Genomic DNA, 15717 nt, shown 5'->3' on the forward strand with positions numbered 1-15717 from the left:
AATGCCGGGAAGGCCCGCAATCAAAGCTAAAATCGTTGTCGCCGCGCTTCTTGGTGCTGCGGGTATCATCGCGCTTTGGTGGCAGTTCTCTCCTATGTTGGCTGATTTGAACCCTGATACCATACGGTCTTGGGTTGAGGGTCTCGGGGTTTTTGGTCCTCTTGCTGTTGTTGCGCTTATGACCATTGCCGTCGTGGCGAGTCCTATTCCAAGCGCACCTATCGCATTGGCTGCCGGCGCCGCATTTGGGCAGATTGCTGGCACATTTTATGTCGCTATCGGTGCGGAAACTGGCGCCCTCGTCGCGTTCCTGATCGCCCGCATTCTTGGTCGGCGGACTGTCGAGCGGCTTTTGGGCGCACGGATTGAGGCAGGCCTGCTTGGGTCACAAAACGCTTTGACTGTTGCTGTTTTTATCAGCCGCCTGCTGCCCTTTATTTCTTTCGATGTCATGAGCTACGCAGCCGGTCTAAGTCGCCTTCATTTGTGGCGATTTCTCATTGCAACCATGGCTGGTATACTGCCCGCCAGTTTTGCATTGGCCTATTTTGGTGCCGAAGCCATATCGGGTCGATACGGCCCCGCAGGTTGGGTGGCGCTCGGCCTTGGGTTGCTGACAGCCATCCCAATGCTCGTATTCGCGCTTACCCGCAATTCCGCCTCACGGCGATCTCCCCACACCCCTCCCAAGTTTAAGGAAACGAAATGATTGTCGCCGCCATCCCCTTCCCTGAGATATCTCCCGAGATTTTCTCAATCGATCTATGGTCTCTTCACATTGCAATCAGATGGTATGCGCTGGCCTATATCGTGGGGTTGCTGCTTGGCTGGCGGCTTTGTGTTCGATTGGTCCGAAACACTGCTGTTTGGCCTGGGCGCGAGGCGCCGCTTTCACCGGCGCAGCTGGAGGATCTGCTGACTTGGGTGATCGTCGGGGTTATTTTGGGTGGACGGCTTGGATATGTCCTGTTTTATCAACCGGGATACTACCTGTCACAACCCCTTGATATCCTTAAGGTATGGCAAGGTGGTATGTCCTTTCATGGTGGATTCCTGGGTGTTTCAGTCGCGGCCCTTATCTTCGCCATGCGAAACCGTCTTCCCGTCCTGAGTCTGGCGGACTTGCTTGCTTTGGCGGCACCGATAGGGCTTTTCCTTGGGCGGAGCGCAAATTTCATCAATGCGGAATTGTGGGGCCGCCCGACCACTCTTCCTTGGGGCGTCGTGTTTCCCGGTGAGGCCGCCCAGACCTGTGCCGGAGTGGTCGGGCTTTGTGCCCGCCACCCATCGCAGATCTACGAAGCCGTTCTGGAAGGCCTGGTGCTTGGGATCGTCCTTTTGACGCTTGCCCTGAGGCGTGACTGGCTGCGCAAACCAGGAGCCCTGACCGGTTTGTTCCTTGTCGGCTATGGCTTGGCACGAGGGCTGGTCGAACTGGTGCGTCAACCTGATCTGCAATTCGTAACCGACACGAACCCAATTGGTCATGCCCTGCATTTTGGCAACAGCGGGCTGACTATGGGCCAAATCCTGTCCCTGCCGATGCTCGCTGCCGGACTTATTTTGATGTGGTGGGCGCATTCGGGCCGGTCCGGCAAAACCCCGGAAACAACAGCAAAAACGGCTTGATCCCTCGCCCAAGGGCCTTCCGACGCTGATCGCAAGCGATTGGATAAATCGCTGTCAGAGATGAAACATGGCGATCACCGCCCTCGCCCCAGCCGTTTTCACACGTCCGAGTGAACCCCAGGGTGGCGCAACAAAGGTGATCGATCCGATCTGTGGCGTCTTCCACGAGAGGCGCGAAGGCTGGCACGCCCATTGTCAAAAAGGAAAACCATAAACAAAGGCTGTTTCAGATGTCCCCTGCAACTCTGGTATGAAGACTTGCCCGGATGAGATGCGTAGAGCTTGAGGTTGTCAAAATAACCAGGCCATGAGCCAGCATCTTACAAGAACCTACGCATCTCGGCACAATCATCATCGCATTTCGCGCAATACTGCTCGCGCAACCACGGCGCTTCGGCGAACGGGGCAAGGGCCAATGCAGCTAGTCCAAGGGCAAACAAGGCGCCTTGCGCCGCGCTTATGATTCATGTCCGAACAGATGGGCGTTCTGATGCGCGGTGTCTTTTGCCTCGAATTCCAGCGTGGAATGTTCGATCGAAAAGCGTTCGCGGAGCACTGCCTTGATGCCGGGTTTTATGGTTTCAATGTCCTCCATCCGACTGCGTTCGACAACGATATGGCAGTCCAAAGCCGCGGCGTGTTCTTGCATCTGCCACAGATGGATGTGATGCACATCGGCGACGCCGTCGACACTCTGGATCGCCGCAACCACTTCGGTGCCGTCAATGTCGGGCGGGCTTCCCAGCATGAGGGTGCGGATCGGGCCTCCGATCTCGGTGATGGACAGATACAGGATATAAAGCGCAATGCCGATGGTGATGGCGGGGTCAACCCAACGCATGTCGTAAAGGATGATGAGCGTCCCACCGACGATCACGGCCACCGACGCAAGCGCGTCGGACAGGTTGTGGAGGAACAGCGCGCGGATGTTCACGCTCCCCTTCTGCATGGAATAGGTCAACATCGCGGTCAGCGTGTCAACCACCAGCGCGATCCCTCCAAGAATGACCACTGTCCATCCCATGACTTCGGGTGGGTCGATCATGCGCATACCACCCTCATAGATCAGGTAGAGTCCGATTAGGATGAGGGTGGTGTAGTTGATCAAAGCTGCGACGATTTCGATCCGACCATAGCCGAAGGTCATACGTTCATCGGCCGGGCGGCGCGCGATTTTGCGGGCGCCGAAGGCAATCACGAGCGAGGCCATGTCGGAGAAATTGTGAAGAGCATCGGCGATCAGGGCCAAGCTGCCGGCAAAAATACCGCCGACGACCTGCGCAACGGTCAGAAGGCCATTGGCCCAGATCGCAAGAGAGATCCTGCGATCCCCCGAATCCGGATCAATATGGGCATGTCCGTGATCATGTGGCATTGGCAGCTTCCTTGTGTGCATGTGTCGCACCGTTGTGGGCCTTCATGCGACCGCTGCGAAAGGCGCGAACGCGAGCATTCATCCAGTGCCGTATGAGGAGGCGATACAGGATACCCCGCAGCCAACCGAAGGATTGTGCGTGGGTCTCATAAAAGGTGTCCGGGGTCTCAAACACCCCGAAATCCTGAACGATGCCGGTTCTCTGAATATAGGTGTCTTGCCCCTCCCACATGACGGGAGGAGCACTTAGACAATCCGTGCCGACGCCATAGCCGCACAGACTGTTCGTTCCGGGAAAAGATGCCTGAAGAACGTTGAGGAACGCGTCGTCAAGGATGAAGCCTTCGAGATTGATCCACGCATGTTCAAATTCGATCTCTACCCACGAGTGAAGGATCTCTTTCGGCGTGAGGGGATATACCAACTCGGGGACCACACCGCGCTGCAAGCCTTTATGGATCGCAAAGCCGTGCAATCGACACCGAATGCCAACGCCGCGCAGCAGCGCCATGAAAAGCGTGCCTTTGGTGTTGCACTGCCCATAGCCGTCGGAAAGAACCTGTGAGGCGGGTATATCATCCGCCTGATTGTAGCCGAAGGCGATCTCGTTTCGGACAAAGTCGTAGATGGCACCGATCCGGTCAAACTCGTCCAGTTCGCGCCATCCGCGATCCGCGATCAATCTGGCGATACGATCATCATCGAAATCCAACAATTTGCTGGCGGCATGCAGGGGATCGGTTTTTTGTCGCATTGTTGTTCCTCGAATCATGATGAAACAGGTCTATTTGCTACAGCGACTGTAGCTTCAAGTGCCGAATGCCCCATGTGATTTCATTATTGGATATCGCCATGCACGGCCTTGTGGTGTTCTTGATGAGCGTCCCTTAGTATCTTCAGCCCCCCCCAAAAGGCGATGCCGGCGACAATGGCGCCGACCAAAAGGTCTGGCCAGTTTGTTCCCAACCAAGCGACAAAACCACCAGCCACGAGAATTCCAAGATTGGCTGCGAAGTCGTTCCAACTGAATGTATTGGCAGCACGAATATTGACATCCGGGTCCTGCAACTGGGCAAGCAGCCAGACGCAGACCGCGTTGATAAAAGCGGCAATAAGCGCCATTAAAATCATGATTGACCCGAGCGGTTCGGACCCCCCCGAATACCGACGCCACGCATCATAAAGAATCCCAAGAGCGAAAAAAATAAGCAGACCACCTGACACGTTCGCCGCTGTCCGCTTCCATTTTCCGGTGCGCGACAACGCAAAAAGACTGATTGCGTAGACGAGGCTGTCGGAGAGATTGTCGAGCCCATTGGCGATCAGCGCGTTGGAATCACCGAAAGTGCCCGTCGCAAAAAATGCAATCGCGAGAGCTGCATTCAGGACCAAGACGACCCACAATATCTTATGTTCAGAGCGATTCATTGGCGTTGCCATGTGGTCCCCTTCGCGACGGTTACATGATTAACCTGCAAAAGCTGTATTGGTTCCGCATTTCCAAAGAAACCTGCTTCTCGCACCCTAGGCACCAATTTCCTCGTGGTCGGTCAGGCACTCGGAATGGTCCCTCAATACTTCCAAGACAAGACATTCCGAAGTCTTTCCGCCGCTGCACTCATGCACCATGCGTTTTAGCTCCGTTCGAAGTGCTTCCAAACGCGCCATCCTTTGTTCGACCTGCTTAAGCTGACGACGCGCGATGGCATCCGCTTCATGGCAGGGACGGTTTGGATCGTCGGACAAATCCAAGAGTTCTCGAATGGCTTCCAGCGGGAACCCTAGTTGGCGGGCGTGGCGGATGAAAGACAGGCGGTCGAGGTCGGTTTCTCGATAGCGCCTTTGTCCACCTTCGGTCCGGCCGGGCTCAGGCATCAGGCCAATCTGCTCATAGTAGCGAATGGTTTGAACTTTAGTGCCGGTCTTTTTTCCGAGCGTTCCGATAGTGAACATGTATGATCCCCTTGAATGTAAAGTAACTTTAGGTTTTTGAGGCAAAATTTTCAAGGGATGTCTGTTGCTCACAACCGTGTGACTCCGCGTCGCATGGGGCTTAAAGGGATTGAACCTCTAGTAGCTGGAGGATGTAAATGCACACAGTAATGAAAGAATCATGACAGGCTGTTTACATTGAAACTGAAAGCGTTTCGGAAAGTCCTATGGACGCTGGCGGGCATTGCGACGTTGGCCTTTGTTTGGTTGCTGCTTTGGTCGGACTACCGTGCCGATCAATCTCGCAATGACGAGACGGCGTTCCGAGCAATCTTCGAGTTGACCGACCACCAGGGCATGATCCGTACCGAACGCGATTTTTCAGGGCGGTGGATGCTGGTGTTCTTCGGCTTTACGAACTGCCCTGACATCTGCCCCACTACACTGTCTGAAGTGGCCACCGTGATGGAGGGGTTGGGGAACGATGCGTCAAAGGTGCAACCAATCTTCATATCGGTCGATCCTGAGCGAGACACTCCATTGGAACTCGCCAACTATGTGTCTCTGTTCAACGCGAGCATTATCGGTCTGACCGGCACGCCCGAGCAAATCGCGGCAACGTCGAAAACCTTCCCGATCTTTTTCGAGCGAATTGAAGAAGCCACCGCGCCTGACGGTTACACAATGGCGCATACCTCGCATCTTTTTCTGTTTGATCCTGAAGCGGGCTTTGCCAATTCCTGGCCCTATGGCACACCCGCCGAAGAGATCCTTGCTGATCTGAAAAAGAGGATATGAACAGGATGATCCGATTATCAGGCGAGACGGCGCTTGGCATGGCCTGGCTCATTGCGTTTGTTGCATCCCTTGCGGTTTTGTTCATCGGCGAGGTTCTGGGGCAGACGCCTTGCGTGCTTTGCTGGTTCCAGCGCGCGTTCATGTTTCCGCTGGCAATAATTCTGGGGCTCGGTCTCTGGTGGCAGGATCGGCAAGCAGGTCGCTATGGGGTGTCTTTGGCGCTTGGCGGTGCGGTTGTCGCACTTTGGCACATGGGCCTATATGTCGGATTGGTTCCCGAGAGCATTCAGCCCTGCACCGCAACCGGCCCATCCTGCACCGGTGATAATCAGTCGGTCTTTGGTATTCCGATCCCGTTGATGGCGCTCGTCGCTTTCACGCTCATCGGCGTGTTGTCGGTCCTATCCCTGACGGAGGTACAAGAATGAAAAGACGTGACCTAATTCTATCCGTTCTCGCACTCGGCGCGACCGGCTTTGGTGGGGCGGTGTGGTATGCAAACCGACCTGCGCCGCTTGCTGACGCCGAGCCTGTAACGCCCGAGCTGGCTGCGGCGCTGGTACGACCCTATTCCCCCATTATCGGTCCTGAAACTGCGCCGGTGACAATTGTCGAGTTTTTTGACCCGGCCTGCGAGGCCTGTCGCGCCTTTCACCCGATCGTGAAAGATATCATGGCAGAACATGGGGATGCAGTTCGTGTCGTGATCCGGTATACGCCGTTTCACGGCGAAGGATCTGAAACGGCGATCCGCGTCTTGGAAGCAGCCCGCATGCAAAACCTTTTTGAGCCAGTTCTTGAAGCTATCTTGCAAGAACAACCACGTTGGGCGGCCCACGGTGACATTCAGTCTGACCTGATCCTTGGAATTGCAGCAAGCGCCGGGCTTGATAAAGAAGCCGCCCGCACCCAAATGATGGCACCACAAACCATCGGAGTTCTTAACCAGGACCGGACGGACGTGGAGACTGTGGGCATTCGCCAGACACCAACCTTCTTCGTGAATGGCAAGCCTCTGGAGCCGTTCGGGGAAGCAGAGCTGCGGCGACTTGTTGCAGCCGAAGTAGCAGCCGCGCAGAGCTGAGCAGGAAAGGAAAGCATTCCATGAAGGCAATGATGAAAAGCGCGATCACCCTCTTGGTGATGCTCACGGGATTTGTGGCGACCGCGTTGGCGGATTCGGAGGCAGTCGTGGTCGAGAGCGCCTGGTCCCGCGCATCAGTTGGGATGAGTCGTCCGGGCGTCGTTTACATGACGATCCGCAACTTGGGCGAAGACGCGGTGGTCCTGACTGGTCTTCGTACCGACCTTGCCATGATGCCAGAGATACACCTCACGTCGACAAATGACCAAGGTGTAAGCTCGATGTCACCCGCGGGCGAGATTGAGATTGCGCCCGGCGGGACAGTCGCGCTGGAGCCCGGTGGCCTACACGCCATGCTTATGCAACTTCAGCGGCCCATGGTGGAGGGAGAGGCTTTCTCCCTGACGCTCGTCTTTGCCGATGGCGGCGAAGTGACAGTGGATGTTCCAATCCTTGGTATTGCTGCACGAGGCCCGGAAAACTGATGTGGCGACGGAAATTTCTGGGCTATGGCGCAGCGGGTATGGGGGTGCTTGGAGTGACACTGTTTGCCGGCTGGTGGCAAGTGGACGGCCCCGGCGCCATTGGACTGACCGGATCGCAGCCCCTGCCCCTTTCATCGATGGAGTTTCGGTTAACCGATCACCAAGGTAACGAGGTCGGCCCGGAAGCCCTTGTCGGACGTCCCTCCATGATTTTCTTTGGCTTTACTTACTGTCCGGATGTATGTCCGACGACACTTTCAGATATCACGACCTGGCTGAAAGACCTGGGCGATGATGCGAAACGCCTGAACGTGGTTTTCATAACCATCGATCCCGACCGCGACACCGTAGCGGCGATGGCCGAATATGTGGGATACTTCCACCCCGCCATTCGCGGCTGGACGGGAACGCCCGACCAGATCGCCCAAGCGGCGCAGGGGTTCCGGGTCAGCTACCGGAAGGTGCCGACCGATACGGGCGACTACACAATGAACCATACCGCGAGCGTTTTCCTGTTCGATGCCGGGGGGCGTTTTGTGAGCACAATTGACTATCACGAACCGAAAGAATTCGCGGTGCCGAAAATTCGGCGTGCGATACAAGACAGAGCGGAGAGGACATCATGAGAGTGAGGTATTGGGCCATGGGATTTGCCATGATGGGTGGCATTTCGGCCATTGCGGCTGCTCTGACGAAAGAGTGGGCAGAGCGCCCCGTACCAGAACCGCTCGCGACTTTGGGCGAATGGGCACCTAGCACATTGCCAGAGCCGCCGGTCGCAGTGACGAGTTTACAGGCGACGGCAGCAGCGTTCCCCGATTCAACTCCAATGGCTCCACCTCCGCCCATCCCAAACCCGGTGTCGTTCAACGAAGCAGAGGCTCCGGCGCGTGCGCCGCTGACGACCTGGTCGCGAGAAATTGCATCCGGTGAGACACTAGATGCGCTTCTCAAGGAGGCCGGTCTAGAAGGGCCGGATCGGGCAGAGGCGGCGCTTGCCCTCGGTGCGGAATTCGATCTGCGGCGCTTGCGGCCGGGCCATGAGGTGACAGTCGTTCAGACGCTCGAAGGTGCGCTGCGCAGCGTGGCGCTTGGCGTTGATGACGGCGTGATCATCGAGGCGCTTTTCGGGGATAGAACAATGACCCGAACGCTCAATCCCGATCCTGACATGTTGATCCTGGCAGGAGAATCCGTCATTGAAAGCTCTCTTTTTGAGGCGTTGGAACAGGCGGATATTCCGGCCCGCTTCGCCGTCGATCTGGCGCAGATGCTGGGTGGCACCGTCGATTTTCGACGCGAGTTGAAAGGGGGCGAAAAGCTCAAGGTCCTTTGGCGGGAAGCCCGTCTTGGGAACGAGCGGATTGGGGAGCCTGAGATTACCTTCGCGGCGCTCAACCTCGGAGGTGTCCTCTATGAAGTGGTCTGGCCAGAGGATGGAACGGGCCGGGCAACAATCTACGTCGATGGCGAAGTGTTGCGCGTCTTTGCCCAACCCGTTGACGGGGCACGGCTCAGCTCGGTTTTCGGTCAGCGCCGTCACCCGGTTTACGGCAATGTCAGGATGCATACGGGCGTTGATTTCGCGGCTGCGAAAGGCAAGCCGGTTCATGCGACCGCGCCTGGCCGGATCACCTTTATCGGTAGGCGCGGTGGCTATGGGCGCGTCGTCGAGATCGCGCATGGTGCGAATACGACAACCCGCTATGCCCACCTCAGCGCGGTTCCCGAGGGTGTCGCGCAGGGGCAACGTGTGATGGCAGGGGACGTTATCGGTAATGTTGGCGCGACAGGCACCGCGACCGGACCCAACCTGCATTACGAAGTGCTCGTCGATGGGCGTCCAACCGACCCGCTTTCAGATGACCGGCTTGCTGCTGCAACGGCTGACAAGACACAGGACGCCCAGGCCGGTGCCCGGTTGAAAGAGGCTCGTGTGCGGCTCGAAACCCACCTCGCCACTCTGGTTGCGAACAATGAGAACGAAAGGCTTTGAGCATTGAAGTCCTAAGTCGCCGCCCTCGCCCATTGGATTTAGCGGTTTTGTCGCAGATACGGCACTTGCCCGAGCCTGCCCAGCTTGATGTAAAGAAAACCAATGGTTGCGGATGCTGTCTTGGCTGGATAGAGCATTGGAAGAGAACGGGTTTGCACCGGCCAACGATGACATGTTTGGCGGATGGCGCGTTCGTCTGAAGCTCGACAGCGGGGTGCCACAGCGCATGGCTTCTTTTGATACTGCCTTTCTTGAGGACCACGTGATCGAAGGCCACGTCCCGGCCACCGGCTTTCGTCGGCTTCTTGAAGAACGTCCCGATACGGTCGGTCTGGCTGTGCCAGGCTTGGCTTGTGGTTCGCCGGGTATGGGTTCGAAAGATGATCGCGAGGCCTGCGATGTGTTTCTGACCAGCCAAGACGGGTCGACCGAAATCTCTATGTTTTACGCTGAAAACTAGACTGGATTCGACTTGGACGCCCTTTCTCCGATCGCATTAGGATTTCTTGGCAGTCTCGCGGCGGGGCTGATGACTGCCTTTGGCGCGGCTCCCATTCTCTTGGGACGTGTTCCGTCGCGCGCGACACGCGACCTCTCGCTGGGGTTTGCCGCAGGTGTGATGTTGGCGGCGTCGTTCTTTTCTTTGATCATCCCAGCACTTGATGCTGCCGAACCGATGTTCGAGAACGGAGCGGCCCCTGCCGCGATTGTTAGTATCGCAATTTTGCTTGGCATGGGCGCTGTGGCGTTGATGAACGAGAAGCTACCGCATGAGCATTTCAAGACAGGGCGTGAAGGCCCTGAAGCGGCGTCGCTCCGACGGGTTTGGCTGTTTATCATCGCGATCACGATCCACAATTTCCCCGAAGGTCTCGCGGTCGGCGTGGGATTCGGCTCTGGTGGTGTCGAAGGTGGGCTGCCTATTGCCATCGGTATCGGGCTTCAGAATGCTCCAGAGGGTCTTGCCGTCGCAGTTGCACTGTTAGGGGAAGGATATTCCAAACTTCGCGCATGGGGCATCGCAGCCCTGACCGGTCTGGTCGAGCCTGTTGGCGGCTTGCTGGGTGCGGGTATTATTATTTTGTCCGAGCCGATCTTGCCATGGGGGTTGGCCTTTGCCGCCGGGGCAATGCTCTATGTGATCAGTCACGAGATCATCCCAGAAACTCATCGCAGCGGACATCAGAACAAAGCGACCCTCGGTCTGGCAATTGGCCTGGTTCTGATGTTGTTTCTCGATGTCTGGCTGGGATAACCGCAAGAAGTTCCCAAAAAACTGTTGGCTGTTGGGCCTCTCACGGCGGTTGCGGCCATTCTGGTCGAGCATGGAACGAAAGCGATCTTGGTCGCTTTCCTGGCCAGGAAACAGCAAGGGAATCGTCTCGACACGACCCAATATGCGGCGCGCTGTGCAATTTTGTTTGGATTGCTGGGCATGTTTGTCTCAACCACCCTCACCCGCATTTTGGCTTGACGCACGAGTGATCGGGCACAGTGACGGGGGCGACGTTCCAGTTTCTGATGAGGGTGTTTCCGGCGGTCGTCGCCATCGGTTTCAACTGTTTTGAAGAATGTGGCGCTCAAAGGCCTTAAGTGTCGCCTCGCTGACATGATGCTCGATGCCTTCTGCATCCCGCTCGGCTGTTTCTTCGTCGATCCCGAGTCCCCTCAGAAACGCCACCACGATCCGGTGGCGCCGCTTGCAGGTCTCGGCCAGTGCCTGACCGTTTTCGGTAAGGAAAATGGCGCGATAGGGCTCTCGGCGAACCAACCCCGCAGCCTTGAGCCGTGAGATGTTCTTGGTGACTGTGGGTGGTTTGACCCCAAGGCGCTCGGCGATCTCGACCGGTCGCGCTTCTCCCTGCGTTTCGATGAGCTCGGCAATCAGTTCCACGTAATCCTCTGCCATTTCGGATTCATGGGCCTGGCGGACCGTCGCAAACCCCTCTGCTTGTGCTTCAGGTGCCCTAACGACGGGCTCGACGGTTTCACGGTCATTCGATTCCAGCTTTGTCATAGCCCTACAATGAAGCGAGAAGGATAGATTGACAACTTGTTTGCTTTGGGTAGATATATTAGCCATGGCTAACTTTCAATTTCGGAGGCTTTGTTGATCTTGATTTTTCAGAGGCTGTTTTTCACGGCGTTTATCTGTGCGGCAGTTCTTTCAGGGCCGGTTTCGGCCACGCCTGCAAAAGAGGCGCCATGGATTCCAGAGGCCGCGGCCTATCGCCTGACGCTTTTTCTGGGAAATCTGGAACCCTTGCCTTGGGACAAGGTTGCGACGGCTTGGTCTGAACCCCATCGCAATTCCGAATTTTCCAACGGCGCTCTGAAATCGCTGGGAGCCAAAAGCGGTGTTGATACCTCGCGGCTGCTAAAGGCCATCGAGCAAGAGGATCGACAGGCGCTTTTCGCCGAGGCCACGCGATTGATCGCGCTCAGGATCGAGGAAGAACTGGGGCGGGCATTGGTCGCCACTGACCCATCGGATGCACGAGAAGCGGTGCAGACGGGCCGCGATCTTTATCGTGCATTTGCCGATGGCGTAACTGCTGCCGATCCTGACGCGGCGCGTGACATCGGCCTCGCATGGCTGGACTTGAACAGTGGTGCCGGGTCGTCCGGTATACTGGGGACAGGTGCGATATCCGCTGATCGGGCGACCATGGTCGCCGCAAGCGAGGTGATTTCTGACTATCTTGAACGGAACTATCTCGTGGATAGCTTTGCGCCACGCCACACCTTGAACACATTGCCAGAAATCGCCGCGATAAGCGGACGCGCTATCGACGTGCCGCCCAGCCTGCCACCGGGATCGGACATATTCGATCAGGATCCGCTTCCGCGGCTCGTTCTCAATTTCGAGGAACGGGGCATCGACGAGGTAGACCTTCCACTCGTTGCCTATGGCGACATGCTGTTTGACAGCGCGCAGATATTCGGCAGCCCGGCGCGTGACCTTGGGATTGCCTGTTCCACATGCCACAACCGGTCGGACGTGAACCAGCGGCTGTTCATTCCCGGTGCCAGTCACCAACCCGGTGCCATCGACGTGGATGGTGCCTTTTTCAACCCGATCTTCAACGATCGGCGTGACGATCCCATCGACATACCAAGCCTGCGGGGCTTGCGCTTTACCGGGCCTTACGGTCGTGACGGTCGCTTTGCTTCTTTGCGAGAGTTCACGCGCAACGTCATTGTGGGCGAGTTTGGCGGTGATGAACCGACGCCGTTCATGTTGGACGCGTTGGTCGCCTATATGCTTGAGTTCGATTTCTTGCCAAACTCCAAGTTGACCGCAGATGGCAAGTTGACCGACGCCGCCCCCGAAGCGGCAAGGCGCGGCGAAGCGATCTTCAACCGTCCCTTCGCGGGGCTTGGCGAACGATCCTGCGCCAGTTGCCATGTGCCGGACGGAAATTTCCTCGACCGGCAAGCCTACGATATCGGCTCGGCTGCGGCGCCTTATGTTGATGCGCGCGCAGGCGCTTTTGACACACCCACTTTGCTTGGGACGGCTTACACGGCCCCGTATTTCCACGATGGATCCTTGCCCACTTTGGCCGCAGTTGTGGATTGGTTCGACGATACGAAATCTCTTGGCTTGACCGCATCAGAGCGTGCGGACCTCACGGCCTATATCGAAACCGTGGGTTCTGCGGACAAGCCGTACGAGGCGTTTGACGACGAAAACACCGCCTTCCGCCTTGCGTTCACGGAACTGACGACCTTCGCGTCGACGCTGGACACGCTGCTGCCCCGGCGGGATGCCGAGCACATCCTTCTGTTAACCGACACCGTGGCGGCAGATCTTTCTGCCGATGCCAGTACGATGTCCAATCTTGCCGCCCGGCCCGAGGTGTATGCGTTGGCGGAAATACTTGCTGATGTTGGTTCTGCGGTGCGCGAAGGTGACTGGGCAACCGCCGAGGCAAGTTGGACTGCTTTTCAAACCCAAGCCGCCGCAATTGACCAAAGGGCGTTCTGATGACAATCCAAATGAACCGAAGAACCGTATTGACTCTGGCTGGCGTAGCGATCGCCTTGGCTGCCACAAACCCGCTTGTTGCGCAGGAACGCGCCCTGCGCCTTGCCTTCATTCCGCAGGAGAACCCAGAGAAACTACTCGGCGATATCGAGGCGGTCACGGGCTGGCTGACCGGTGAAATCGGAGTGCCCGTCGAAGGGTTTGTGACTATTGACCATGCCGCCGCAGTTGAAGCGTTGCGCAACGGCGACGCGGACATCTCTTTCATGGGCGCGCTGCCCTTTGTGTTGGCAGAGGCAGAGATCGGCGCCGTGCCGCTTCTGTCCGAAGTCTATCGCGATGCGCCAAGCTACACTGGCCGCATCTTCGTGCGCCGCGACAGCGGTATCAAGACGCTTGCCGATCTGCGCGGTCGCTACATTGCCTTCGCCGACCCGATTTCGGAATCAGGTTATCTTTATCCGCTCGCCGAATTCATCAATGCGGGCCTGATCGAAAGTCCGGAAAAGGCAGAGACCTTCTTTGGACGCGTCTATTTTGCCGGTGGATATCAACAAGCGATGCAAGCAATGGCAGAGGGTCTGGTCGATGCCGCGGGCGCGAGCCAGTATGCAGATTTGCTTCTTACGCCCGAACAACAGGCCGAGGTGACTTGGATTGCGGAAAGCGAAGCGATCCCGAGCCATGTCGTAATCGCGCGTCCCGGGCTTGACGATGGTGTTCAAACAAGGTTCGTCGACGCCATGATGAAGCTGAACCAACCCGAGAACCGAGAAATGCTCCGTTATCTCTACGGACCCGACGGCTATGTCCTTTCCGATCCCGGTGCCTACGATGGGGTGCGGGAGATGGCGCGACGATACGGGCTTCTGTGATGCAAGTTGCCGCGCAAGTCGACGATGTCAGTTTCTCCCATTCCGGTGCAGACACCCCGGCATTGGAACACCTGTCGCTTTCGGTTCCGGCAGGCGAGATCGTCGCGCTTCTTGGACCGTCCGGCGCCGGCAAGACGACATGTCTGACGCTGCTTGATGGCAGGCTTCGGGACTGGCAAGGCCGGGTCTCGATCTTCGGCAACCCGCTTGATCCGGATTGCCCGCCGCCGAAGGCCCATCGCCCGACCACCGGCTTCGTTTTTCAGGAATTTGCTTTGGTCGAACGCGCCACCGTTCTGCGCAACGTGCTCAACGGTCGTCTTGGACGGATGTCGCCGCTTCGAGCCTTTCTTGGATTGCCCACATCATACGATCTTCAGGTCGCACAGAGTGCGCTTGGCGATTGCGGAATTGCGGACCTTGCAAGGCGCAGGGTCGATAGCCTGAGTGGCGGCCAAAGGCAACGCGTCGCCATTGCCCGATGCCTGGCGCAAGAACCGCAATTGATCTTGGCGGATGAACCGGTCAGCAGTCTCGACCCGACTCGCGCTGCCGAGATTTTGACACTGTTGACAGAGGCAGCACGCGCGCGTGGCGCGACCGTTCTATTCTCATCGCATCAACCCGAACTTGCGCGGCGTTTCGCACAGCGCATCGTCGGCATGCGGGATGGGGGGATCGCATTCGATGTGCCCGCGACCGAGTTATCCGATGACGCTACGACAGAGCTTTATCGTGGTGCCGTGCAGATACCGGCCAACGGCCTCAGGGCGGTGATCTGATGCGTTCACGTGGGTCCGGCAGCTTCTTGGCCGCACTATTGGTTGGCGGCGCAGTCCTTTGGTCGTTGATCACCACCGATGTCGAAATGACACGTCTCGCCTCGGCCGGAACAAGGATAGCCGATTTCCTGGGCCGCATGTTCCCGCCCGATCCTTCGGTGATGGACGATATCATCAAGGGCAGCGCCGAGACGCTGAGAATTGCAATTATCGGGACGCTTGGTGCTGTCTTCCTGTCTGTCCCATTGGGGCTTCTTGCGTCCGAGACGATGGCCCCACCGGTGTTTTTTCGTCCGATCCGAACGGTGCTGGCGATCATCCGGGCCATTCCGCTGATACTAGTGGCGATGCTGATGGTGGGGGCGGTCGGGCTTGGTCCCCTGCCCGGCATCATTGCGGTTGCGTTCCACGCGACGGGCATGCTGGCCAAGTTCTATGCCGAGGCAATCGACGGCGTGTCACGCGCGCCCCTTGCCGCCTTGGAAAGCGCGGGCGCGGGAACACTCGCGCGGCTTCGGTATGCGATCTGGCCACAGATGGCACCCGTGATTGCGCGCGACACAATCTTTCGGTTTGAGCTGAACCTGCGCGAGTCGCTGGTCCTTGGCATCGTCGGTGCCGGGGGGATTGGTTTTTACATCCAGACCTATGTGCGCTCTTTCCAATATGACAAAGCCGCGAGCGCCACTGTTGCGGTAATTGTCATGGTGGTGGCGATTGAAGCCTTCAACGTTGTTCTGCGCCGACGTTTTTCCTGACAAGGGCTGCGC

19 protein-coding genes are annotated in these 15717 nt (G+C 57.5%); 14 read left to right on the forward strand and 5 right to left on the reverse strand.

Translation table 11 applies throughout. From position 1 onward, the window contains the following. The first annotated feature begins 1 nt into the window (after position 1). Together AC13C8_RS07130 and lgt are read left to right on the forward strand one after the other, a co-directional pair. Positions 2 to 709: a TVP38/TMEM64 family protein gene (locus AC13C8_RS07130; protein ID WP_482846889.1), complete on the forward strand. Its 708-nt coding sequence runs from the start codon at positions 2 to 4 to the stop codon at positions 707 to 709. Continuing rightward, positions 706 to 1629 carry a prolipoprotein diacylglyceryl transferase gene (gene lgt, locus AC13C8_RS07135; RefSeq protein ID WP_482846866.1) on the forward strand — a complete coding sequence of 308 codons (924 nt, stop codon included), beginning with the start codon at positions 706 to 708 and terminating at the stop codon, positions 1627 to 1629. Before AC13C8_RS07130 ends, lgt begins: the two co-directional genes overlap by 4 nt. 457 nt (positions 1630 to 2086) lie before the next feature. On the opposite strand, the gene AC13C8_RS07140 is transcribed toward lgt, so the two are convergent. The 4 genes from AC13C8_RS07140 to AC13C8_RS07155 all read right to left on the reverse strand — a co-directional run bounded on the left by AC13C8_RS07140 (position 2087) and on the right by AC13C8_RS07155 (position 4957). Continuing rightward, positions 2087 to 3004 (reverse strand): cation diffusion facilitator family transporter, encoded by a 918-nt coding sequence (locus AC13C8_RS07140; RefSeq protein ID WP_482846867.1) that lies wholly within the window; start codon positions 3002 to 3004, stop codon positions 2087 to 2089. After that, a complete protein-coding gene (locus AC13C8_RS07145) occupies positions 2994 to 3758 on the reverse strand; it encodes a transglutaminase-like domain-containing protein (protein ID WP_482846868.1) in 765 nt (254 codons plus the stop codon). The genes AC13C8_RS07140 and AC13C8_RS07145 overlap by 11 nt, the downstream gene beginning before the upstream one ends. Before the next feature lie 83 nt (positions 3759 to 3841). Beyond that, a complete protein-coding gene (locus AC13C8_RS07150; protein ID WP_091432743.1) occupies positions 3842 to 4444 on the reverse strand; it encodes a cation efflux transmembrane domain-containing protein in 603 nt (200 codons plus the stop codon). A gap of 84 nt (positions 4445 to 4528) precedes the next feature. Further along, a complete protein-coding gene (locus tag AC13C8_RS07155) occupies positions 4529 to 4957 on the reverse strand; it encodes a MerR family transcriptional regulator (protein ID WP_482846869.1) in 429 nt (142 codons plus the stop codon). 213 nt (positions 4958 to 5170) lie between these two features. Between AC13C8_RS07155 and AC13C8_RS07160 the strand changes: the two genes are divergently transcribed. The 8 genes from AC13C8_RS07160 to AC13C8_RS07195 all read left to right on the forward strand — a co-directional run bounded on the left by AC13C8_RS07160 (position 5171) and on the right by AC13C8_RS07195 (position 10554). Further along, on the forward strand, positions 5171 to 5734 hold the full coding sequence (locus AC13C8_RS07160) for an SCO family protein (protein ID WP_482846890.1): 564 nt from the start codon (positions 5171 to 5173) through the stop codon (positions 5732 to 5734). Positions 5735 to 5739: 5 nt separating this feature from the next. Continuing rightward, positions 5740 to 6162: a disulfide bond formation protein B gene (locus AC13C8_RS07165; protein WP_482846870.1), complete on the forward strand. Its 423-nt coding sequence runs from the start codon at positions 5740 to 5742 to the stop codon at positions 6160 to 6162. Next, positions 6159 to 6818, forward strand: coding sequence for a DsbA family protein (locus AC13C8_RS07170; RefSeq protein ID WP_482846871.1), 660 nt, complete (start codon positions 6159 to 6161; stop codon positions 6816 to 6818). Before AC13C8_RS07165 ends, AC13C8_RS07170 begins: the two co-directional genes overlap by 4 nt. 29 nt (positions 6819 to 6847) lie before the next feature. After that, complete coding sequence (locus AC13C8_RS07175; RefSeq protein WP_482846891.1) at positions 6848 to 7303, forward strand: copper chaperone PCu(A)C; 456 nt, start codon at positions 6848 to 6850, stop codon at positions 7301 to 7303. Then, positions 7303 to 7929, forward strand: coding sequence for an SCO family protein (locus AC13C8_RS07180; RefSeq protein WP_482846872.1), 627 nt, complete (start codon positions 7303 to 7305; stop codon positions 7927 to 7929). Before AC13C8_RS07175 ends, AC13C8_RS07180 begins: the two co-directional genes overlap by 1 nt. Then, positions 7926 to 9299, forward strand: coding sequence for a peptidoglycan DD-metalloendopeptidase family protein (locus AC13C8_RS07185; RefSeq protein WP_482846873.1), 1374 nt, complete (start codon positions 7926 to 7928; stop codon positions 9297 to 9299). The genes AC13C8_RS07180 and AC13C8_RS07185 overlap by 4 nt, the downstream gene beginning before the upstream one ends. Positions 9300 to 9411: 112 nt before the next feature. Continuing rightward, positions 9412 to 9759 (forward strand): DUF411 domain-containing protein, encoded by a 348-nt coding sequence (locus AC13C8_RS07190; protein ID WP_245744793.1) that lies wholly within the window; start codon positions 9412 to 9414, stop codon positions 9757 to 9759. Positions 9760 to 9771: 12 nt separating this feature from the next. Next, the gene (locus tag AC13C8_RS07195; RefSeq protein ID WP_482846874.1) at positions 9772 to 10554 is read left to right on the forward strand and encodes a ZIP family metal transporter; all 783 of its coding nucleotides are present in this window, start codon (positions 9772 to 9774) and stop codon (positions 10552 to 10554) included. 300 nt (positions 10555 to 10854) lie between these two features. Here the strand turns inward: AC13C8_RS07195 and mntR are convergent, their stop codons facing one another. Next, positions 10855 to 11316, reverse strand: a complete 462-nt coding sequence (mntR, locus tag AC13C8_RS07200; RefSeq protein WP_091433175.1) for a manganese-binding transcriptional regulator MntR — start codon at positions 11314 to 11316, stop codon at positions 10855 to 10857. A 93-nt stretch (positions 11317 to 11409) separates the two neighbouring features. On the opposite strand from mntR, the gene AC13C8_RS07205 reads away from it, so the two are divergent. The 4 genes from AC13C8_RS07205 to phnE are packed head-to-tail and all read left to right on the forward strand — an operon-like array spanning position 11410 to position 15705. Further along, positions 11410 to 13290: a cytochrome c peroxidase gene (locus AC13C8_RS07205; RefSeq protein ID WP_482846875.1), complete on the forward strand. Its 1881-nt coding sequence runs from the start codon at positions 11410 to 11412 to the stop codon at positions 13288 to 13290. Then, positions 13290 to 14165 carry a phosphate/phosphite/phosphonate ABC transporter substrate-binding protein gene (locus tag AC13C8_RS07210; RefSeq protein ID WP_482846876.1) on the forward strand — a complete coding sequence of 292 codons (876 nt, stop codon included), beginning with the start codon at positions 13290 to 13292 and terminating at the stop codon, positions 14163 to 14165. Before AC13C8_RS07205 ends, AC13C8_RS07210 begins: the two co-directional genes overlap by 1 nt. Then, entirely contained in the window at positions 14165 to 14947 is a 783-nt protein-coding gene (locus tag AC13C8_RS07215; RefSeq protein WP_091433170.1) for a phosphonate ABC transporter ATP-binding protein, read from the forward strand. The genes AC13C8_RS07210 and AC13C8_RS07215 overlap by 1 nt, the downstream gene beginning before the upstream one ends. After that, positions 14947 to 15705: a phosphonate ABC transporter, permease protein PhnE gene (phnE, locus tag AC13C8_RS07220; RefSeq protein ID WP_482846877.1), complete on the forward strand. Its 759-nt coding sequence runs from the start codon at positions 14947 to 14949 to the stop codon at positions 15703 to 15705. The genes AC13C8_RS07215 and phnE overlap by 1 nt, the downstream gene beginning before the upstream one ends. Positions 15706 to 15717: the final 12 nt, after the last annotated feature.

Source organism: Aliiroseovarius sp. B-4 (genome assembly GCF_056857795.1).